This window comes from Microcoleus sp. A003_D6 (assembly GCF_036702825.1).
Lineage (GTDB): Bacteria > Cyanobacteriota > Cyanobacteriia > Cyanobacteriales > Microcoleaceae > Microcoleus.
The window spans coordinates 14,023-34,085 of the sequence record NZ_JAUBWA010000011.1 but is presented as its reverse complement, the minus strand read 5'-3'; the positions used below and the strand labels follow the sequence as shown (position 1 = coordinate 34,085).

19 protein-coding genes are annotated in these 20,063 nt (G+C 45.8%); 13 read left to right on the top strand and 6 right to left on the bottom strand.

Going from position 1 to position 20,063, the window contains the following annotated elements:
- Nucleotides 1-161: 161 nt before the first annotated feature.
- Together QUB70_RS05350 and QUB70_RS05345 are read right to left on the bottom strand one after the other, a co-directional pair.
- Entirely contained in the window at nucleotides 162-296 is a 135-nt protein-coding gene (locus QUB70_RS05350) for a hypothetical protein (protein ID WP_332978810.1), read from the bottom strand.
- Between the two features lie 5 nt (nucleotides 297-301).
- On the bottom strand, nucleotides 302-574 hold the full coding sequence (locus QUB70_RS05345; protein ID WP_332978808.1) for a hypothetical protein: 273 nt from the start codon (nucleotides 572-574) through the stop codon (nucleotides 302-304).
- Nucleotides 575-809: 235 nt separating this feature from the next.
- Between QUB70_RS05345 and QUB70_RS05340 the strand changes: the two genes are divergently transcribed.
- From QUB70_RS05340 to QUB70_RS05330, 3 genes are all read left to right on the top strand, one after another.
- Nucleotides 810-1,682 carry a ParA family protein gene (locus QUB70_RS05340; RefSeq protein WP_332978807.1) on the top strand — a complete coding sequence of 291 codons (873 nt, stop codon included), beginning with the start codon at nucleotides 810-812 and terminating at the stop codon, nucleotides 1,680-1,682.
- On the top strand, nucleotides 1,679-2,125 hold the full coding sequence (locus tag QUB70_RS05335) for a hypothetical protein (protein WP_332978806.1): 447 nt from the start codon (nucleotides 1,679-1,681) through the stop codon (nucleotides 2,123-2,125). The genes QUB70_RS05340 and QUB70_RS05335 overlap by 4 nt, the downstream gene beginning before the upstream one ends.
- Before the next feature lie 68 nt (nucleotides 2,126-2,193).
- Nucleotides 2,194-3,543: a DPP IV N-terminal domain-containing protein gene (locus QUB70_RS05330; RefSeq protein WP_332978805.1), complete on the top strand. Its 1,350-nt coding sequence runs from the start codon at nucleotides 2,194-2,196 to the stop codon at nucleotides 3,541-3,543.
- Nucleotides 3,544-3,655: 112 nt separating this feature from the next.
- On the opposite strand, the gene hpsL is transcribed toward QUB70_RS05330, so the two are convergent.
- Complete coding sequence (gene hpsL, locus QUB70_RS05325; protein WP_332978804.1) at nucleotides 3,656-5,320, bottom strand: hormogonium polysaccharide biosynthesis protein HpsL; 1,665 nt, start codon at nucleotides 5,318-5,320, stop codon at nucleotides 3,656-3,658.
- Here hpsL and QUB70_RS05320 point away from each other — a divergent pair.
- Entirely contained in the window at nucleotides 5,296-5,532 is a 237-nt protein-coding gene (locus tag QUB70_RS05320) for a hypothetical protein (protein WP_332978803.1), read from the top strand. The genes hpsL and QUB70_RS05320 overlap by 25 nt on opposite strands.
- A 300-nt stretch (nucleotides 5,533-5,832) precedes the next feature.
- The gene (locus QUB70_RS05315; protein ID WP_332978802.1) at nucleotides 5,833-6,534 is read left to right on the top strand and encodes an alpha/beta hydrolase; all 702 of its coding nucleotides are present in this window, start codon (nucleotides 5,833-5,835) and stop codon (nucleotides 6,532-6,534) included.
- Nucleotides 6,535-6,677: 143 nt separating this feature from the next.
- On the opposite strand, the gene QUB70_RS05310 is transcribed toward QUB70_RS05315, so the two are convergent.
- The 3 genes from QUB70_RS05310 to QUB70_RS05300 form a co-directional block, all read right to left on the bottom strand.
- Nucleotides 6,678-7,574, bottom strand: coding sequence for a succinate--CoA ligase subunit alpha (locus QUB70_RS05310; RefSeq protein WP_332978800.1), 897 nt, complete (start codon nucleotides 7,572-7,574; stop codon nucleotides 6,678-6,680).
- 91 nt (nucleotides 7,575-7,665) lie between these two features.
- Nucleotides 7,666-8,892 carry a succinate--CoA ligase subunit beta gene (locus tag QUB70_RS05305; RefSeq protein ID WP_332978798.1) on the bottom strand — a complete coding sequence of 409 codons (1,227 nt, stop codon included), beginning with the start codon at nucleotides 8,890-8,892 and terminating at the stop codon, nucleotides 7,666-7,668.
- Nucleotides 8,893-9,210: 318 nt separating this feature from the next.
- Entirely contained in the window at nucleotides 9,211-10,725 is a 1,515-nt protein-coding gene (locus tag QUB70_RS05300; protein WP_332978797.1) for a glycosyltransferase, read from the bottom strand.
- A 237-nt stretch (nucleotides 10,726-10,962) separates the two neighbouring features.
- On the opposite strand from QUB70_RS05300, the gene ebsA reads away from it, so the two are divergent.
- The 8 genes from ebsA (at nucleotide 10,963) to QUB70_RS05260 (ending at nucleotide 20,042) form a co-directional block, all read left to right on the top strand.
- A complete protein-coding gene (gene ebsA / locus QUB70_RS05295) occupies nucleotides 10,963-11,337 on the top strand; it encodes a type IV pilus biogenesis protein EbsA (RefSeq protein ID WP_332978796.1) in 375 nt (124 codons plus the stop codon).
- 1,302 nt (nucleotides 11,338-12,639) lie between these two features.
- Nucleotides 12,640-13,737, top strand: a complete 1,098-nt coding sequence (locus QUB70_RS05290; protein WP_332978795.1) for a phosphotransacetylase family protein — start codon at nucleotides 12,640-12,642, stop codon at nucleotides 13,735-13,737.
- Nucleotides 13,738-14,052: 315 nt separating this feature from the next.
- A complete protein-coding gene (locus tag QUB70_RS05285) occupies nucleotides 14,053-14,556 on the top strand; it encodes a hypothetical protein (RefSeq protein ID WP_039887610.1) in 504 nt (167 codons plus the stop codon).
- Nucleotides 14,557-14,571: 15 nt separating this feature from the next.
- Nucleotides 14,572-14,988, top strand: coding sequence for an MAPEG family protein (locus QUB70_RS05280; RefSeq protein ID WP_332978905.1), 417 nt, complete (start codon nucleotides 14,572-14,574; stop codon nucleotides 14,986-14,988).
- Between the two features lie 183 nt (nucleotides 14,989-15,171).
- A complete protein-coding gene (locus QUB70_RS05275; RefSeq protein ID WP_332978794.1) occupies nucleotides 15,172-15,663 on the top strand; it encodes a YajQ family cyclic di-GMP-binding protein in 492 nt (163 codons plus the stop codon).
- 4 nt (nucleotides 15,664-15,667) lie between these two features.
- Nucleotides 15,668-15,802, top strand: a complete 135-nt coding sequence (locus QUB70_RS05270; protein WP_332978792.1) for a hypothetical protein — start codon at nucleotides 15,668-15,670, stop codon at nucleotides 15,800-15,802.
- A gap of 423 nt (nucleotides 15,803-16,225) precedes the next feature.
- The gene (locus tag QUB70_RS05265; protein WP_332978790.1) at nucleotides 16,226-18,682 is read left to right on the top strand and encodes an MASE1 domain-containing protein; all 2,457 of its coding nucleotides are present in this window, start codon (nucleotides 16,226-16,228) and stop codon (nucleotides 18,680-18,682) included.
- Nucleotides 18,672-20,042 carry a diguanylate cyclase domain-containing protein gene (locus QUB70_RS05260; RefSeq protein WP_332978788.1) on the top strand — a complete coding sequence of 457 codons (1,371 nt, stop codon included), beginning with the start codon at nucleotides 18,672-18,674 and terminating at the stop codon, nucleotides 20,040-20,042. Before QUB70_RS05265 ends, QUB70_RS05260 begins: the two co-directional genes overlap by 11 nt.
- The last annotated feature ends 21 nt before the right edge of the window (nucleotides 20,043-20,063 follow it).

Below are 20,063 nucleotides of genomic sequence, written 5' to 3'. Positions count from 1 at the left end.
CCAGGAAGACAGAATCAAACAACGCGAAGCATTGGAAGATGCTCATGGGAATTTTGTTGAGCCATATATTAATCAATTGACTGAAGTTAACGCGCAGTCTTTACCCAATATTGATGTTGCGCTTCCGGGGTTTTGCTATGTGTCGGGATGGTTGGTGTTGGTTATATTCTATTGTTTTTGGATACGATCGCGCGGGTAAAAGTAATCGGGAACTCGAAAACAGTTGTTCGATCGCGAAAAGTGCGATCGCGAATTTGATTTTTCCCAGTTCGATCGCGCTTTTCACCATCTGTCACGGGCTTTAGAGTAACGGGCGAGGCATTATTGAGCTTCCTGCTACTGTGTTTCGATCGAACTGAGCAATCCCTCGTCGGAACAAGAATTTTCCCAATCGCCGGCGTTGCTGAAGCCACACGGACTTTGCGCCGCCAGCCGGAGTGCAGACAACCCAATAAGCATCATCTGAGCCTTTTACTTGAGCCTTTTCGCGGTTCTCCGGCTTGTCAGAAAGACCCGAATATGCCTCTACACAACTCCAAACAATCCCTTCTGAATCTGTAACTTCTCGCGTCATAGCCGGCCTCCTGATTCTGCAATTTCAGCTTACGCATTCCGATCTATGTGTGCATCTATCTCCGTAAAGATTTACTTTCCCGTAATTTGACATAATCTCATGTTTATTTTATTATTAGTTTCTCGATCGCATTTTCTTTTTCATGTCAATTGACCCTAGTATACGATCGCAGGCTGAACTAAGTCACACAATATGTTTTAATTTATATTTGAGGAAAACCTAAACAAAGCCAGCCATGAGTCCTAAATCAATAGCCGTAATCAACTTCAAAGGCGGTGTCGGAAAGACCACCGTCACTTGGAGTCTGGGAAATATTATATCCCAAGGAACCGACTTAGAAGTCTTGATGTTAGACTTAGATCCGCAAATGTCGCTCACAGAGGCGATCGGACTTAACGAAAATACAGGTCATTTAGATGACAAGTTTGGTAAGTGGTACGAGCAATCTCTCAAGCACAGACTTACAATTTACGACGCTCTAGAAGTCTTTAAAAAAGCCGGACAAAACTTTAAATTTCCCGTTGGTTTCGACACCATTTATCAGATTGACGAACAGTTGCATTTTGTCCCTTCAGTTGAAGAATTGTATTGGTTGGATATCGATGGATTTGAGGGAAAAAGTGTTAAAGACTTCATCCGCAGATTCATCGGCAAAATCGCCAACTCTGCCAATCTCCCCAAATACGATTTGATGCTTTTTGACTGTTCGCCTTCCTTCAGTCTCCTCACCTACAGCGTACTCTCTTGCTGCGACTTAATATTAATTCCCGTCAATCCCGATTATTTTGGTTCTAGGGGGTTGAGTTTAGTTTTAAACTCGCTCCAGAAACGGATTGAGCCTTATCCGTTTCCCAAGATAGCAGTGTTTATGAATAAAGCTAAAACCTATGGAGGATTGCTGACAAATGAAGTTCAGTTTTACATGAGAGAAGTAAAGAGACTTTGCGCTGAGATATCAAAAGACAATAACATAGAAGTTAGATTTTTAGAATCGACGATTCGCGAAAGCGTCGGGTTAAAACGGGCGATTAATGAGGGAGAACTGCCGCGAGAATTAGTTAGAGAATTTGAAAATTTATGGCGCGAGTGTGAGGAGTATCTGAAATGATTAAAAAAGAAATTTCGGCTGCTTCCGAACAAGAAAGCGGGGGGTTAGTTGAGGAAATTGGCGAACTTAAGGAAATCTTGCGGGACGTTTCTAGAAAATTAACCCGGCTTGAGACTCAAGTCAAGCGGGGAGGGCTTTCTGCGGGGTCAAAAAGTTCGGATATTTCCAGTAGTGCTGATGTTAATAAACCTATTAATTTATCGGCTGCAAATGTTCTAGAAGTTTATGAAGAACTGCGTTTACAAGCTAAGAAGGGTAATGAAGAAGAGGTGAGGCAAAAATTGTTGGCCATGAGTGCAACTGACTTGAACTTGATGTGTTGCGAGTTAGGGATGCCCCCCAGCAGCAAGAATCCGTCCCGCAAAAAAATGTTCGAGCTAATTATTGGTAGAATTAAACAGAGTTTGAGGCTGTCGAGACATATAGACCGACAAACACTTTAAAAATTAGCAGGTGAATCGATAAAATGCGTTTTAACTTGCATTTCCCGCTGCGATATGGAACAGGCAAGATGCCCGTTCCACAAGAGTTTCAGTTGAGTGTGGGACGGGCATCTTCCCCGATCCCGAACAACTGGTTGCAAATTCTGCAACTTTTCCGGTTCAATAAGTTATGGGGGTTTTGGCCGATCGCCCTAATCTCCCTAACACTCTCAATCACCTTGTTTTTGAGCCTTCAGGGCACTCCGACAACCGCAGCCCAAAAACCAAGCAGACTGGCGTTTGTGACTCTCCAGATGCGCGGCAGCGAGTTTAGAACAAGTTTATTTGCAGTCAATGCTGACGGTTCCTCCCGCCGCGAACTTGCCCCAAACATAGATGTTAGCTATACCCTAGTTTGGTCGCCCAATGGCGATCGGCTGGCTTTCGTGAGTGGCGATACGGACATTTATACAGTTAAGGCTGACGGTTCCGGGCTAACTAAACAGTTTGCTGGGGAGTCTTGCAAAGCAGCTAATTTTGAAATAGTTTGGTTTTCCAACAGCCAAAAACTTGTTTTTGCCCGTTATTGCAACGGTTTTACCTCAGATGATCCCGGCAGTGAGTCACTTTATATAAGCGACACTTCTGGCCTTAAAGGAACTAAATTAGTTCGGAATTGGGAAGTAGGGGGAGAGCCACCTAAAACGGAAATTTCATCGGCATTCTATTTTTCACCAGACGGCCAGCAGGTAGCATTTGTTAAGGATAAAAATATCTACAAAATGAATGCTGACGGTTCGGGCATGACTAAATTAACCAAAAGTCCCGGCGACTATACATCCAGTAGCGAACTTGTTTGGTCGCCCGATCGCACAAAAATTGCTTTCCTGTTCGGCGCTTATCCCAAACAGCAAATTTACACGATTAATGCAGACGGCACAAACCTCAAAAATTTCACTAACAACCCGCAAAATGAGGTTTATAGCGGCCAACTATTTTGGTCGCCCGATAGCAGCCGCATTGCTTACTATGGGGGCAAAGCGGGCGATTTGAGCGGGGAAAAGCAGGATATCTACCTGCTTGATATTAACCGGGGGACAGCCAAGAACCTCACCCAAAAACCCGGAAACTACAACGAACTTTCGTGGTCGCCCGATGGCCAACTTATTGCCTTCTTGGCGGGAGACTTCAACAATAAAAAACTATACACAATCAATGCTAAGGGTGACCAGCTAAATCAACTAGCTCCTCGGCTAGAACTGTCTGGAATTTTTGAATTAGCTTGGTCTTCTGACAGCCAGCAAATTGCTTTTGCTTTTAATGAAGCCCAAGGCGACAAAAGCAACTTGTATGTCATTAATCGCGACGGTTCTGGATTGACTAAATTGACAAACGACAAGGATTTGAATGCTGGCACTCCAGTTTGGCAACCGCAGTAAAGTGATGGGTTAATTAATACATGACTTACGGAACAACTGGTTTAATGTGCTACTTATAGCAGTAAGGTACACACTGCAAACCTGCAATATAGAGGTTCTGCGTCCAAGACTGTCAAATGGGAGCCGATGCAATAATTTTTTTATCCTTAAATTGCTGGTGAAGTTGCAATTCACTTGACTCAACTTCCTGGTGTTTTTCATCCTGCACCTGTTTGTCAATTTTGGGCAACTTTAAAATCGCCCCAGCTAAAACCCAATAATACACGGAGACTGGATCTACATCCAGCGGATAGTATTGAGTATTGATCGTAATAAATGCAACAAACACCCAAAAACTAGCTCCGTAACTCCGCAAACTTTTGTCCTTGACAGAGCGGTAAGCTCTAAAAGTTAGAAAAGCCAAGTGTAAAACCATGATTTGAAAAGCAATCATTCCCGGATAACCGAGTTCGTAGATCAATTTAGGTTGGAAAGTTTCAATTAGCTGCGTGGTACCAAATATCCGCGTTGAATTAGTCGCTCGTCCCACACCTCTACCGAAAGGCCTGTCAATGATAAAATTGTTGCTCTGCTCGAACTGATTAAAGAGAAACTGCTGGGGCGGTGCAGCATTCCAGCGGCTAACAAAACTCTCCCACCGCTGCTCGATAATTCCCGGGTTAATAGCTGCACCGACAAACAGCAGAATCGCCAGTCCGGCACCGATGGGAATAAATCGTTTGAAATTAACTAATTGACCAGTGAGCACTAGCAAGATTGCCGTGGCAACTGGAACCATAACTAAAGCAGCTCTTTGACCGGAAATAACTGCATTGGCAAATACTAATGCCATGCCAAATAAACCGATAACTCGCCACCAGAATGAAGGATCGCAAAAGGCAGAGGCAAAGGTTAAAAAAGCATTAGAAATTAAAAACCACGCCCACTGCCAAGGGGCTACAAAAGTTCCCGGCAAGCGGACAAACTTGACTTCGGGACTGAATACCAAAGAACCGCCGACAAAACATCTAGCTTGCAGCGTTGCTTTATATAATTCTTCTCCAGTCATTCCTCGGGTGCCCGCACACTTTCCACTTTGCAGCAACAGGTATTGAATCAAACCGAGAAGGCAGCAAACGATCGCCAAAACGATGTGCATTCGACTAAAAAACACCAAATCCTTCTTTGTGCGGAGCAGATAATAGGTACAAGCCATCAGCGGTATGTAACCTATCAATACTTTTAAGCCGAGAATTCCTTGCAGAATTGGTTTGTCGCCCTTCATTGGGTTGAGCTGCATCTCCCCGTTGACAAAAATTAAAGTCAGCATTGCCATCATCAACAGGATGCTGAATGTAGAAAGCATTTGTTTGGGAATGAACAGGGGTAACTGTTTCTTTTTGCAGCTTTGAATTAGGGCGATGAGAGCAGGTATGTAGAAAGCATCTTTGGCTACTTGAAATGCAGCATTCCCGCCACCAATTGCGTAGGTAATTGTACCGCTGAAAGGCAGGTAAATTAGAAAAGTCCACAAAGCTTGACGGGGGTATTTGTAGGAAAGCAGCAAGATGGCGACGGCTGCGCCTCCTGCAATAGCAATCTTAGCGGGGGCTACGAACAACAGGGGGATGCTGATAGCAGCGCTGACTAAGCAGCTTATGGCGATCGCCTGCACTAATTCATTGCGCTTTTCTGAAGTTTTGCGTTTTTGTGCGGCTAGTTCTTTTTTGCTGAGCGCTGTTGTTTTTTCGCTGTGCTTGCGTTTGGATTTCTTTGATTTGCGCTTGGTTTTTAACATATAGCAGAAGCAAGAAGGAAGAGGGAAGAAGGAAGAAGGAAGAAGGAAGAAGGAAGAGGGAAGTTCGGCAACGGATTCGCTCGACGGATGTCACGGATGTCACGGATGTCACGGATGTCAGGAAGAAGGAAGAAGGAGGGAAGAAGGACGAGGGATTTAGTTGCCTAATAGACAAAGAAGAAGCAATCGATCCCTTATGTTTGTGCAATTAAGAACGTCCTCCCGTCAGGGCCGTTCCTAGAATTTTTATAAGGCACTTATGTAAAAGGCGGAAGACACTCTGATATAGAATGCTGGAGATTTAGAAGGTAAAATTCAGAAGGAATAGAAGCAAAAATATTTCGACAGATGTGGTGACTTATTCTTCAAGTCAAGAGCGAGAAAAAAACTCGATCGAGATTGTGGGTGTGACGCGGGCACAAATTATACTGGCGACCTTGTAGAATATAACGGCTGCATCTATAATATACAAATCTCGAAAAAATAATTTTAATCGAGCAGTGAAAGTGAATATGAAATTAACAAAATTTGTATCGATCGGCTTTGCCCTTCTTTTAGGAGCAAGCGCGAGCATATTATCTAGCAGCAGTACAGCATTAGCGGCCGAAAAAGTTGTCCTCACATTTGGCCCGATCAGACAAACCATCAATATCACCGACTTAGAAGACTTTGCTAAAGACGGCACGACGACCCCAAGCCTCCAACAAATTATCCGGTTTTCCAAAATGGACGCGCAAGTATTGCGGGGGTTCATGGGTCTAGAAATCGGTTTAAAGCCTGCTAATCTGGCCAGGGTAGTTTACAGCACACCGGGAGAGAAAATCACTGACGAAATCGGTCAAGCAATTCGGACTCAGCGCCGCACAGAAAGCGGCAAAGCTCTGCGGGCGGCGATGATGCTGGCGGCCGGGGATGACGGTAAGGTATCGCTGCTGGAAATCCTGAAAAAGTATCCTCTAGCGGAGGTTTACGTGGATGTTGCCAGCATTAGCGCCGCTGTTGGGAAAGTTCAGAGTTTAGCCGGAAATATGCAAAGCCTGCTTCAAGATGTGATGCGATCGACAACGAGCACAACTGAAAGAACTCGCACCGAAAGTCCGATCGAACCTCGGCGCAGCGTTCCGCCAACAACTCCGCCTCCAGCGCCGCGCCGCACCGCACCCTTGCCAGCACCCGCACCGCAGCCTGTGACGCCAGTCCGAGGGCTGTGGTAAAAAAATCGTAAATGTGTCATAGGGGCGGGTTGAAGCGGCTGTTGTGGCATTCGGCAGACACTTTTGAGACCAAACCCGCCCCTGGCTAACCCCTATCCCAACCCCCAAGAGGGTTAGGACTTTTGTGAAAACTCCGAAAGCAATCAATTTTTCTTTAGCAATTTTTTAAGCAACTTAGGAACCTCCGAAGGTCGAGCCGCCACAGGTATGTCCGCCTCTTCAAAAGCAGCCATTTTGTTTTGGGCCGTAACTCCAAAGGCTTTCTGGGCAGCGGCCCGAGAACTGATCAGGATGCCGGCGTGGCCTAAAGACGGCCCCTTGGGAGCGTAGCGGCCCGCCAGATAAGCAACTACGGGTTTGTCGATCGCCGAGGCGATGTAAGAAGCAGCAGCTTGTTCGCTCCACCCGCCAACTTCCCCCACCAAAACCATCGCCTCGGTACTGTCGTCTTCGTCCAAAATTTGCAGCCACTGCATAAAAGAAGAACCGACAATGGCGTCGCAGCCAATAGAAACCGCCATCGACTGTCCCAACCCCGCCTCAGTCAGTTCTAGGGCAACTTCGTAAGTCAAAGTGCTGCTGCGACTGATCACTCCCACCGGGCCGGGAGTGTAGAATTCCTTGGGGTGAGTTCCCAGCAGCAATTTGTCGGGAACAATAATCCCCGGACTGTTGGGCCCGATCACCAAAGTTTCGGTAGCTTCTGCTTTTCTGACTAAGCGCACCATATCCAGAGGAGGCACTCCCCCAGTGACGATCGCGATTTGCCGAATTCCTCCGGCGATCGCTTCTAGAGCCGCATCCAGCACCGAGTAAGCGTCTACCAAAATTACCGCAGTGTCAACGTGACCCACTGCCGCCACGGCTTCTTCTACCAAATCAAAAATCGGAATTCCCTCCAAATCCAGCCCCCCCCGACCGGGACTGACACCGGCGACTACATTCGTGCCGTATGCTTTCATCATCAGGGCGGCGCGGGTTGACGCGGGAGATTTTGTAATGCCCTGTACTAGGACTTTGCTTTCAGGAGTTAAATTCATGTTTTCCCACTTGACACTCGATCTTTAAAAAGCAGAAGGCCTTCGTCTGTGCATAACTCTCGTCTTTTGCCGATCGACTGCCACTGCCGCTCTACTTGGCCCAGGATACAGAGGTGGCCGCAGCCTCATCCAAAGAGCTTGCTAGCTGCACCGGCAACTGTCCCAAACGCTTTTTAACAGCAGCATCGATCTCTACCAGGCGCAGCACAACTTGGATGTGGCGGTTGGCGCGAGCTTTCCGTTCCAAATACCCGGCTACTGCGGCTGCGATTTCCTCGCTCTTGGAGGCGCTGCCCAAAATATTTACAAGTATCACCTTAACGCTTTTATCCTGAGCGACTAACTCCAGACCCAACTCCGCGCGATCGCGCAGGGCAGTTGCCCCGTCGTAGCGGTTTAGGGAACCCATATTCACAAAATTAGCTGGTTTTCCTCCTTGGTGGGTTACAGCATCCAGAGTTGCCATTGTCAGGCCCACTCCGTTGCACAAAATCCCAATATTCCCGTCTAGTTCGATTAATTGCAGGGATTCGGAATTCGAGATTGGGGATTGAGATTTGGGGTCAAACTCCGGCGAGTGCTGAACCTTCGAGTGGGAATGGGGGCGATCGCCCGGGGCATGGGGAATTCTCCTTTCCCGTGCCAACCCGCTGTTTTGCCTCTTGCCCGATAGTGCGGCCAAATCTGGATGCCGCCCCAAGGCATCGTCGTTGGCGGTGACTTTACCGTCTAAAGCCATTACCTCTCCCGTCGGACTGATGCCGAGAGGATTGATTTCTACTAAATCTAAATCTTTTTCGACAAACAGCCGGTACATTTTTTCGACAATCGTGCTGACAGATTGAATCAAGTCTCCCTGCAATCCCATTTTCAGCGTCAGACGCCTCGCGTAGAATGGCGAAAATTCCTGGTCTACCGCAACTTGCTGCATTTGGTCGATCGACCCTTCGACATCCATACCTCCTTGTCTCGAACCCAAAAGAACCGGGCGGCGCGCTATGGGGTCTAGGAGTACCGCTAAGTAAAATTCTTGGTCGGCGTTGTACTTTGCTTCTGCCAGCAGGACTTGGGGATATTCCTCCTCGATCGGCAAATTAAAAATTGTTTGGGCGGCAGCTACTGCATCGATCGTATTTTCCACAAACTTGATACCGCCCGCCCGGCCCCGTCCCCCAGCCCGCACTTGCGACTTGAGTACAACTGGGTAGGGAATTTTCAGTCCTTTGAGGTCGGCGGGATTGTCAATCCGCTGCGACGGCAAAATCGGAATTGCCATCTGGCGAAATAAAGATTTAGCTTGGTACTCTAACAAATCCATTATCAATTACGGGTGACGGGTAGTTGGCAACAAGCAATTTGTAATTGGCAATTCATAATTAATAGATACTAATTGGTTTTTTGTCAAGTTAAAAGTTAAAAATTATGGATTTTATCTTTTAATTTTCCACTTTTGTATTGCCGATTACTTATTCGCTATTACCTATTACCTAAGCTGTTTTGGAGTGTTTTTTCCGAAAACTGCCAAATTTTACAGGTGGCTGTGGCGGGGACACATTTGGTCATCATTGGTGGTTGTTTTGTCTTCGGAAATCTTCGGACTTTTGGCAATACTGTTCGGAGATATTTGTGCTAATTGTCAATTGATGCTAGCAGTGCCTTGATGGACGGTTTTGACCCATTTCAGCCGCTTGGGCCGCAGAGAAATCCGAGCCGTTACAATCCCTACCAGCAGCCAGTGGAACATATACACAGTACCCCGCAGCGTTTGCAGCAACGTGACAAAAACTCGCCTTACGTCAAATTTGGTCTCTTTGCGAGTGCGGCGCAAACCGACAAACATTCCGACCACCGACAAAGTAAGGGTCATAAAAGTTAGGGGACTGGCGATCGGCATCCGGCGCAGCGCAATTGACATCAAAAAGTCGGGTAGCGCTACTGTGGGCAAGAAATATTGAGATACCCAAAATCCAAATAAATCCCAAGTTTTCCCAGTTCCCATGCGGTTGCGAACAATTAGCCGCCAGTAGTCAAGATAACGCTGATAGCCACCTTCTGCCCAGCGATTGCGCTGGTGCCACAGGGCCCGAGCGTTAGTGACTCCTTCTTCTGACACGGCGGGGAAAGCGAGAAATTCAATGTCCCAGCGGTCTAGGTGCAGCCTCACCGTCAAATCCAGGTCGTCGGTAATCGTTTCCTCGTTCCAGCCGCCGCAGCGTTCCAAGGCGGTGCGGCGCATGAATTGGCCGTTACCGCGCAATTCTCCAATGCCGCCGATCGCAATCCGCTGCTGTTGGAAAAAACTGTCGAGGGCCATTTCTGCTTCTTGGCCGCGAGTCCACAAATTTACCGAAGCATTGGCGATGGCTTTTCTGACTTGCACAGCCCCTACCTGTTCTCGATCGAACACCGGCAGCACCCGGCGCAGCAAATCCGGCGTTACTGTCGCGTCGGCGTCAAATATTCCCACAAATTCCCCGCGAGTCAGCGGCAAAACTTGATTCAGGGCTCCCGACTTGCCACCGCTGGCATTCTCTTCTCTGCGAAATACTTTGAGCTGCGGGTACTGTTTGGTTAGCTGTTCCAATATTAGGGGCGTGCTGTCGCTGCTGCGATCGTCGATCGCCCAAACTTCGTAGCGGTCGATCGGATAATCTAAATTGCAGATTGATTCTACGAATCGGGCAATTACCGCTTCCTCATTTTTCGCAGCCACCAGCAGCGACACGTAAGGCCAATCTTCTCGACTTTCATCGGCAAGAGGCGGCAGTGCGGGCTTGGGCGAAGCAAACAAAACTCGAAATGCGTGCATCCACAGCAGTCCCGTCAACCCCCACACTACCCACGCACCCCAAGAAATCAAGTGCAGGGCGATCGTCCCGACCCAAATCGCAGTCAGCACTGCGGCGGCTTTCCCCCGGCGTCCCCGGTACAGATTTTGAGGAAAAGAGGGAGATCCGGGCACAGACACCGCAACCGGGAGATGAGCTTTTGTTTCCGCGTCAAACACCCTGTCGCCAATGTCTGGTATAGCAAATACTTTGCCGAGCTTCGAGTTCGAGGTCAAACTCTTGAGCTCTTCTTGAGCTAAATCAGAGATGTCCAAGTTAAGCTCGCTGCGAGCGTCGTTTTCTGGCCAAGAACTCTGCTGCATAGGTTACTTGATTCAACCACCAATAGTTTTTGATTTTAGAGATAAGTATTTACTGTATCAGTTTCTGGGCTTTTGTCGAAAGCCGACGCTGGCACGCTTGCAGGAGAGCCCGCTGCTTGTACGGCCCGGGTAAACTAGCACTGTATAGAGTATTTGGGTTGACTTTTGCTTGCGATCGACCCGGAATATCTGCTAGTTTTTTCAGATGATCTCAACTAACTGTCAGGATGTGGAAATATGTCTCTTCCTCAACTGAAGCCAGCCGACGACAAAGAAGTGAAAGTCTACGCGCCTTTCTGTCAAGAGCCCAGGCGGAAGTTTTTGCCGCACGCTATTGGCCTCTACAAGCTCAAAAGTTTGGAGGGGGCAAGAAAAATTGACGGCGGCGAGGATGTACCGTTTGTCGCTAGTTGGAATATCTCGTCGCTGCCGATCGATTTGACCCGCTGTCGGGTGTTGTTTGACGGCAATGCTGAACTCAGCTACGAAGTGACTATGCAAAGCTCTGAGTTTGTTAGTTGCTTAATTGAGGTACTCCTGACTTTTCAGCGGACTCGTACCGTCGATTTTTCTAAAACGTTTTACCGCAAGCTGATGCGGATGGATGATTAACTTTCGCCGCACCCGCGATCCCGAAAGTCCGCAATTGACTGGCGCTATAACTGGCGCACCAATAGTGTAACGGCACGACGGCGACATTGCATGATTGGTGCGCCAGTCCTATTTGAGAAGCCTAATAGTAACTGAGTTCTTGCATTATTCTCAAGCATCTCTTTGGGGGTAAGCACTTATCCCCACCGCTTGCAGCAAATCTACAGCCGTTTTCAGTTGAGTGCGATACAGATGCGATCGCGCCTTCCGATTTCGTTCAACTTTTGCGGCTCGGTAGCTGAGAGGAAAACGCAGTAGGCCCGACCAACGAAACTCAATCTACAGCCCTTGAACTCCGATCGGGCTGGCATCGCAATCAGCCCGAACAGCGGCCGAAATGCCAGCCCACTCCACCCGACAATTTATGTGTTTAGAAGCTAGCATCCCGCTCCTAAACAGCTTATAGCTCCCAGTGCAAGATATCAGTTTGAACAACAGAGCGATCGCACTAAGCTGTCGCGCATTTAAATTGCATATTCGGGGCGGGCTAGAAGCCCAACCCCTACTCCCCACAAGAGTTTGATTGTTTTTTGACAGCCAATTTCAATGCAGAACAGCTTAATAATTAATAACTAATAATACATATAGCCTTTATCAAAAAGGCGAGGTACGAATTTTGACCTGGAGAGCGTGACAATACAGGGTTTCTGTATACCTCATTTATCTGAGAACCGCTATATCCATTTTCAATTATATGCAAAACAGATTAGGACACAGACCCTTCTGTCTCCCTACCGAATACCTTTTTTTTACCAATATAAACTGCTTGCTGTAAATGCCGTAAAAAAGCTTTTGCAGGGATAATAGACCTCTTGCAAAAATCCTTTTAATCAAATTTTGGAACGGGCTCTGGGGCCCATTCCACAAGAAAAAAAATTTTGTGGGATGGGCCGGAGAGCCCGTCCTAGTTATTTTTGCAAGAGGGATAATGTCCCGGACTTCTATCCGCGTTACTTTCATTTTCGACTGCTCGGTAACACTGTGTAATTACGCAACACGATTATTTTTGTAGGAATGTAAAACAATGAATAAAATTACGAGCGAGAAATAATTATCAAAAACCGTCCCTAAAAAAAACACTCTGAAAAAACGGCTAAAAAAAATGCCAAGAAAAGGGTTGCGAACAGGTGAATAAAAATTGCCCGAAAAAAATATGTCTGCGCAAAAGCGACAAAATCGAGTATACTATAGTATTGCGAAATTGAGTCGCAGTGCAGAAATACTGTTGAATAAACTAAATTTATTGAAATAGACAGGTGCAAATTGAGGAGTGAAGGCGTACCCAAATTGACTAAATATTTGCTGATCGGTTCCACAAAAGCTTACAGCGGCAAGTCCGCGATCGCCCTGGGGATGGCACTCGGACTCCGGGCAAAAAAACTGGCCGTCGCCTACGGCAAACCTCTGGGAACCTGTTTCAGCTCGCCCGGAGCTGGGATCGAGGACGAAGACGTGCGGTTCGCGGTAGAGACGCTGAATCTCTCAGAAAGTCAGATGCCCTCAACACTGCTGTATTTGGACGAAGAGACGGTTCACAAGCGTTTGCGGGGAGAAGACAAGACAGATTACCGCCAGTCTTTAGCGCAATATTTGCAAGCTCCCAGCGGAGACTTGGTGCTGTTAGAAGGCCCCGCTAATTTGGAGGAAGGCAGTCTGTTTGATTTGTCTTTGCCTCAAGTCGCTGAGGCAGTTGATGCCTCTGTGCTGCTGGTAGCACGCCCGATCGATATGTATGTAGACGATTTGCTGTCGGCTAAGCGGCGTTTGGGTTCGCGGTTGCTGGGCGTCGTGCTCAACGACGTTCCCTCGGACAAACTCGAATCCGTAACAGCGACTGTGCTGCCTTTTCTGGAGGCTGCGGGCATTCCAGTTTTGGGAATGCTGCCGAGAAGCGCTTTGCTGCGCAGTGTCAGCGTCAAAGAATTGGTGCACCAATTGAAAGCTGATGTGCTCTGCCGTCAAGACCGTTTGGACTTGATGGTGGAAACCTTGACAATTGGCGCGATGAATGTTAGCTCTGCTCTTAAGTATTTCCGCAAAGCGAGAAATATGGCGGTGGTGACGGGGGGCGATCGCACGGACATTCAGCTAGCGGCTCTGGAGAGCTCGACTCAGTGTTTAATTCTGACAGGTCACTTGCCTCCTTCTCCCCTGGTGATCGGCAGGGCAGAAGAAATGGAAATTCCAGTTTTGTCTGTTGATTTGGATACCTTAACCACGGTAGAAATTATCGACAGCACCTTTGGCAACGTGCGCCTGCACGAACGCATCAAGGTGGAATGCGTTACTGAGCTAATGGCAGAACATTTTGACCTTGACCGCATGATGGCATCCTTGGGCTTGGGCGATCGAGTCCATTAAGAAGGCAGCCGGATCTGAAGATATTCGGCAGCCGGATCTGAGGGAAGTAGGTATTCGGCAGTGGGCGATCGGCAGAGAGAATTTTTTGTTTAAATAAATAAAAAGCCAAAATTCTTAAATTCTCAATTTTTCTTGAATTCTACCTTGATCTCCGGCTGCCGAATGCCTTCAGACATTCTGCCTTCAGGCGAACTCAAATCTCCCCATCCTCTCGTCAAATCTCGTAAATCAGCAATTCTTAACTTCTTTTTGGCGGCAATGGCTAGTGAGTCTGCTAAAATCCACAACGTAGTTTTATTTAATTTAATAAATTCTTTGAGTCAATCAATTGAGTTACCCAGAGTAGATGATTTTTTACAAGAACTTGCGGCGATCCAGCAAACCAGCTCCAAGCGGATTGCTCTTTTGGGTTCTCGCCACGTTCCTATTACCCACCAGCAGCTAATTGAGATGCTGAGCTACGCCATAGTTCTGGGAGGCAATCAGCTCATCACTTCTGGCGCTACAGGCACCAATTCAGCCGCGATTCGGGGGGCAATGCGAGCAGATCCTAATCTGCTGACAGTGATTTTGCCGCAAAGCATGAGCCGCCAGCCCCGGGAGTCTCGCGACCAACTCGAACAAGTGATACATTTGGTAGAAAATCCCAAAAATGATAGCTTGTCTCTCCCGGAAGCAAGCGCCATGTGCAATCAGGAGATTATTTCTCGCTGTCAGCAACTGATCTGTTTTGCTTTTCACGAAAGCCACACTTTGCTGAAAACTTGCCAGGATGCGGAGGAACAGCGCAAGGTGGTTACTCTGTTCTATTTTGATTGAACTGCGAGGCGGATGATGCTGTTGGGATTGCCTGTGTCGGTTATTCTGCTTGATTGTATTGCTGCTGCTGCTGCGCTGGTTTATGCACCGTTTTTGGTGGTTGCCCTCGCCCGCTTGCAGCTAGGGTACGACCAAGCAGCGCCCCGCGCTATGTTTGAGAGGTTGCCTGCTTACGCTCAGCGGGCAACTTGGGCTCACCAAAATTCGTTTGAGACGTTTATGCTGTTTTCAGCGGCGGCTTTGATGGCTTTTGTGACGGGGGTTGATTCGGAGGCGGCGGGTTGGGCTGCGATCGCTTTTACGATCGCCCGGTTGTTGTTTTCGGTTTTCTATATTCTGAATGTGCCGCTGGGGCGATCGCTCATGTTTGCGATTAGTTCTTCTTGCACAGCTACTTTATTCTATTTCAGTTTGATGGCTGTTAATGGCTAATTTTCAGTTGTCAGTTGTCAGTTGTCAGTTGTCAGTTGTCAGTTGTCAGTTGTCACTGTTAATTCTAATGACTACTGACCAATGACTACTGACCAATGACTACTGACCAATGACTACTGACCAATGCCCCATGCCCCATGCCCCATGCCCCATGCCCAATTACCAATTACCAATTACTAATTTATGGCTGCTAACTATTCCTTTGATATTGTCAGCGAGTTCGATCGGCAAGAATTAGTTAACGCTGTTGACCAAACAGTGCGGGAAATTCAAAGCCGATACGATTTGAAAGACACCAAAACTACGGTGGAATTGGGCGAAGAATCAATTAATGTCAATACGGACAGCGAATTTACTCTCGATGCGATTCACACTGTTTTGCAAACTAAAGCCGCCAAGCGGAATTTATCTTTGAAAATTTTTGATTACGGCAAAGTTGAACCTGCTAGCGGCAGTCGCGTGCGTCAAGAAATTAAACTTAAAAAAGGGCTAACTCAGGAAATCGCCAAACAGATTACTAAGTTAATTCGCGATGAATTTAAGAAGATTCAAGGTTCGATTCAAGGAGATGCAGTGCGGGTGTCTGCAAAGGATAAGGATGATTTGCAGTCGGTAATTCAACGCTTGAAACAAGAAGATTATCCGGTGGCTTTGCAGTTTACAAATTACCGCTAGATTTTTGAAAGCTAAGTATGGGATTCCCAGTTGTGCGATCGCCTCGGAGAGTGCGATTGAACTTGCGTGGCACTTGCTGGGATTCGGAAATCTTGCTTTGTTGCAAGCTGATGCTGATAGGCGTAAAATATATTTATGAGGAAATGCAATCTCATAATGGTAATAATCTAACGAAAGCAGAATTAACCTCAGAAATATTTAAAGTAAGTAGGTCGGCGGGATTAAACAGAACTATGTAACTGTATGTAAACAGCATCTCCTAGTGCTGCTTTCTTGGCATTTTGATACTTGACGATCATTTACATAGTTGCGTTTGACAGCGCCGACCTACTTCTGGCCCCATGAATGGATGATAAGCTTATCTGAAACTGTGTTAGAAGCAAACACAGAAAAAGTGATGAAAGTAATTCAGTAAATTCCTGAAACTGAACTATTTTTAATCAAAAGCGTGACTCAATTAGCACGTCAATTTCAATTTTAGCAAATTCTTGATTTAATTGAACCTTTAATGGTTCATGATTGATACTTGACAGTTTTTGTAAAGCAAGTTGATACCTGAAAAATGATCGCAAAAAAACAACTTTTTAACCTCTTAAATGGTCTCAGTTTAGAAATAAAAAATCCCCACTGGTGGCTTCAAGTTCTGATTATTTCTATTGTTTATCCTTTGATTTGTTGGTTGCTTCCGAATCATAAAATGTCCAGTCTTACGATTATTCCACCATATATTTCACCTGTTTGGCCCGGAACAGGATGGATGTTCGCCACTTTATTGGGGTGGGGTTATTCTCGTTGGTTAGGTATCTTTATGGGTCAATTTATTGCGAGCTTAATCATAACCTGGTCGATATCTCCAACTTTATGGGCTATTGTTTTAAATACTATTAGTGTAACGATTTGGAATTTATTGGCAGTATTTGTGATTCGACGGTCAACTCGCACAAAATTTCCTTTTAATGAAGTCAATCATGTAGTAATTTTTATCGCCGTTAGTTTTTTGGGAGTTAGTTTACCCAACGCTTTGATCGGGGCTTGTTCATTCACTTATCAGAAACTTGTCCCCCAGTCTGACTTTCTAAAAACTTTCACGGGTTGGTGGATTGGTGATAGTATAGGTATCTTACTTTTTACACCTTTCTTGTTAATTTGTTTTAAAAAAAATAAATTTTATGCCCCGCAGTCTTGGCTTAGTGGAGAATTTCTGATTATTGCTATTCTTTTGGGAATAGTCATTAAATTTGCCTTATTTGAGAGTCAACCTGTAGAATATTTACTTTTACCCCCTCTTTTATGGTCTGTTTTTCGTTTTAGTCAGAAAGTTACTACTATTTTAGTCACCGCCATTTGTAGTTTGGCTTTTATCACTACGGCTTATAAAATTGGTATTTTTTATAAGGCCGCGTTGGCTAGTAATTCCCTTTTGTTACTACTTTTATTTGTGGGGGTACTTTCCATTACGACGATGGTGACATCTGCGATTGTTTCGGAAAATCGTCAAGCGGCTTTAAAATTACAACAAGCTAATGCGGAATTAGAAGAAAGAGTGATTCAGCGTACTATGGCTTTGCAGGAAAGTGAGAAGATTTCCCGAGAGTTGGCAGTGAAAGCAGAAAGCGCTAATCAAGCCAAAAGTACATTTATTGCCAATATGAGCCACGAATTGCGATCGCCTCTCAATGCTATTCTCGGCTTTTCGCAATTGATGGTACGCGCCACAAATATGCCCCCTGAACAATACGAGAATGCCGGAATTATCTATCGCAGCGGTGATTACCTGTTAACGCTAATTAATAATGTACTCGATTTATCAAAAATCGAAGCAGGTAAAACCACCCTCAATCCTACAGACTTTGACCTACATATCTTGCTGAATGATTTAGAAGATATGTTACATTTGCAAGCTAATAATGCCGGATTGAATTTGGTATTCCAGCGAACAGAAAATGTGCCGCGCTATATCTGTACCGATCGAGTAAAACTGCGTCAGGTTTTAATTAATTTACTCAGCAATGCCATCAAGTTTACTTCCGAGGGTCAAATCACTTTGAATGTGTTTCTGGGAGAACAAGAAACCACAGATGTTTTTAATTTGCATTTCCGTATTCGCGATACTGGGGTGGGTATTGCAGCAGCAGAACTGCCAAAACTCTTTGATGCCTTTAGTCAAGCTCAAGCTGGAAAAGATATGCAGGAAGGAACGGGTTTAGGTTTAGCAATTAGCCGGAAATTTGTGCAATTGATGGGTGGGGATATTTCTGTAGAAAGCGAATTAGGAAAAGGTACAAGTTTCCAATTTTATATTCAGACTAAATTGGGTCAAGAAACAAACAGCAAGAGTACAGGAGAATATCCAAGAGTGCTGGGACTGGTGCCCGGTCAACTTAGCTACAAAATTCTCACAGTCGATGATAAATCTATTAATCGACAATTACTAATTAAGTTGCTCAGTCCCTTGGGATTTGAGGTGAAAGAAGCTAGTAACGGACAAGAGGCGATCGCAATTTGGGATGAGTGGGAACCGCACCTAATCTGGATGGACATGAGGATGCCAGTGATGGATGGCTACGAAGCGACAAAATACATCAAATCTACCACCAAAGGCAATGCTACGGCTGTAATCGCGTTAACCGCGAGTGTGTTGGAAGAAGAAAAGGCGATCGTACTTTCGGCTGGATGTGATGACTTTGTTCGCAAACCCTTCGTTGAACACAGTATTTTTGACGCACTAGCTAAGCATTTGGGAGTCAAATATATCTATGCAGAAACAATAACTCCAGTCTTGGATGATACAGAAAAAAGCCCATTGACATCGGAAGATTTAACCTGTATGCCTCAAGCATGGATTACTCAATTATACGAAGCTGCACTTGAGGCAAATACCAACCTCGTGTTACAAGTTGTCGGAGAAATTCCCAAAACAGAAACTCGTTTGATAAAGTCCCTGACAAAACTTGCCAGTCAATTTAAGTTTGAGCAGATTATTGATTTAGTAGAACCCCCGATCGACAATGAATCTTAATTCTCAAATCGAAAATAAAGGTAACATTCTATTAGTAGATGACCTGCCCGAAAATCTACAATTACTAAGCGATGCGCTCCTCAAACTCGGCTACACTGTTCGCAGCGTCACCAGTGGACGGATGGCACTAAAAACGGTGAAGATAAAGCAACCAGATCTGATACTTTTAGATGTTAAAATGCCTGAAATGGATGGTTATCAAGTCTGTAGAACTCTCAAAGCGGATGCAGATTTTAGCCACATTCCAGTGATTTTCATTAGTGCTTTAGATGATGTCTTCGACAAAGTAACCGCCTTTGCTTCAGGGGCTATAGACTATATCACCAAACCATTTCACGTCGAAGAAGTAGTGGCGCGTCTGGAAAATCAGTTAACCATTCAACGCCAGCAACAGCTTCTAGAACAAGAAAACATTAAGCGCCGGGAAGCAGAAGAGGTACTTTATCAATCGAGGGCTTTACTTGCTAGTGTTTTGAATAGTTCCCTTGATGGTATTGCGGCAATGCAGGCTGTTCGTAATACCGAAACAGGGGAGATTGAGAATTTTCGGTGCTTAGTCGTCAACCCCGTGATTGCTAGAGCTTTTAAACGCAGTCGTGAAGAGATGATTGGCAAATTGGTACTAAAAAAGTTATTGAGTAATATCGATCCAGAACTATTTAATCGCTTTGTTAATATTGTCGAGACGGGGGAATGTTTAGAACAGGATTTTTACTATCCATCGGGAGAATCTTGCTGGTTTCACTTCGTAGCAGTCAAGCTAGGAGATGGTTTTTCCGTTACTATCCGTGATATTACCGCCCGCAAACAAATAGAATTGGCTCTCCAAGATGCCAATCAAAAATTAAAAGAACTGGCAAATCTAGATGGTTTGACTGAGGTGGCTAACCGTCGCTGTTTCAACAATCGCCTTCAAAGTGAATGGCAACGCCTAGCGCGAGAAAAGCAGCCACTTTCTCTAGTTTTATTGGACGTTGATAAATTCAAATCCTACAATGACTACTACGGTCATCTGGCTGGGGATGATTGCTTAATTAGAATAGGGCAAATATTACAAAAAGTAGTCCGTTGTCCCACCGATTTAGCAGCGCGTTACGGTGGAGAAGAATTTGTGGTACTCCTGGCGAATACGGATTTAGAAGGAGGGATTAAGGTGGCACAAAACATTCAGCAAGAAATTCACAATCTGGCGATTCCCCATGCACAGTCTGACGTGAAGGAGATCGTCACAGTCAGTTTGGGTATTTCCTCACTCATACCCACCTTGGAAGTTCAACCAGATACACTGGTAGCCTGTGCAGACAAAGCTTTGTACGATGCTAAACAACATGGGCGCGATCGCTGGAGTACAAATTGTTGAAAAAAGATAGGGTTTGCTGAA

Coding starts and splice junctions, on each gene's coding strand:
- QUB70_RS05345 (WP_332978808.1), bottom strand. CDS start 574: ATGACGCGAGAAGTTACAGATTCAGAAGGGATTGTTTGGAGTTGTGTA.
- QUB70_RS05340 (WP_332978807.1), top strand. CDS start 810: ATGAGTCCTAAATCAATAGCCGTAATCAACTTCAAAGGCGGTGTCGGA.
- QUB70_RS05335 (WP_332978806.1), top strand. CDS start 1,679: ATGATTAAAAAAGAAATTTCGGCTGCTTCCGAACAAGAAAGCGGGGGG.
- QUB70_RS05330 (WP_332978805.1), top strand. CDS start 2,194: ATGCCCGTTCCACAAGAGTTTCAGTTGAGTGTGGGACGGGCATCTTCC.
- hpsL (WP_332978804.1), bottom strand. CDS start 5,320: ATGTTAAAAACCAAGCGCAAATCAAAGAAATCCAAACGCAAGCACAGC.
- QUB70_RS05315 (WP_332978802.1), top strand. CDS start 5,833: ATGAAATTAACAAAATTTGTATCGATCGGCTTTGCCCTTCTTTTAGGA.
- QUB70_RS05310 (WP_332978800.1), bottom strand. CDS start 7,574: ATGAATTTAACTCCTGAAAGCAAAGTCCTAGTACAGGGCATTACAAAA.
- QUB70_RS05305 (WP_332978798.1), bottom strand. CDS start 8,892: ATGGATTTGTTAGAGTACCAAGCTAAATCTTTATTTCGCCAGATGGCA.
- QUB70_RS05300 (WP_332978797.1), bottom strand. CDS start 10,725: ATGCAGCAGAGTTCTTGGCCAGAAAACGACGCTCGCAGCGAGCTTAAC.
- ebsA (WP_332978796.1), top strand. CDS start 10,963: ATGTCTCTTCCTCAACTGAAGCCAGCCGACGACAAAGAAGTGAAAGTC.
- QUB70_RS05280 (WP_332978905.1), top strand. CDS start 14,572: ATGCTGTTGGGATTGCCTGTGTCGGTTATTCTGCTTGATTGTATTGCT.
- QUB70_RS05275 (WP_332978794.1), top strand. CDS start 15,172: ATGGCTGCTAACTATTCCTTTGATATTGTCAGCGAGTTCGATCGGCAA.
- QUB70_RS05265 (WP_332978790.1), top strand. CDS start 16,226: ATGATCGCAAAAAAACAACTTTTTAACCTCTTAAATGGTCTCAGTTTA.
- QUB70_RS05260 (WP_332978788.1), top strand. CDS start 18,672: ATGAATCTTAATTCTCAAATCGAAAATAAAGGTAACATTCTATTAGTA.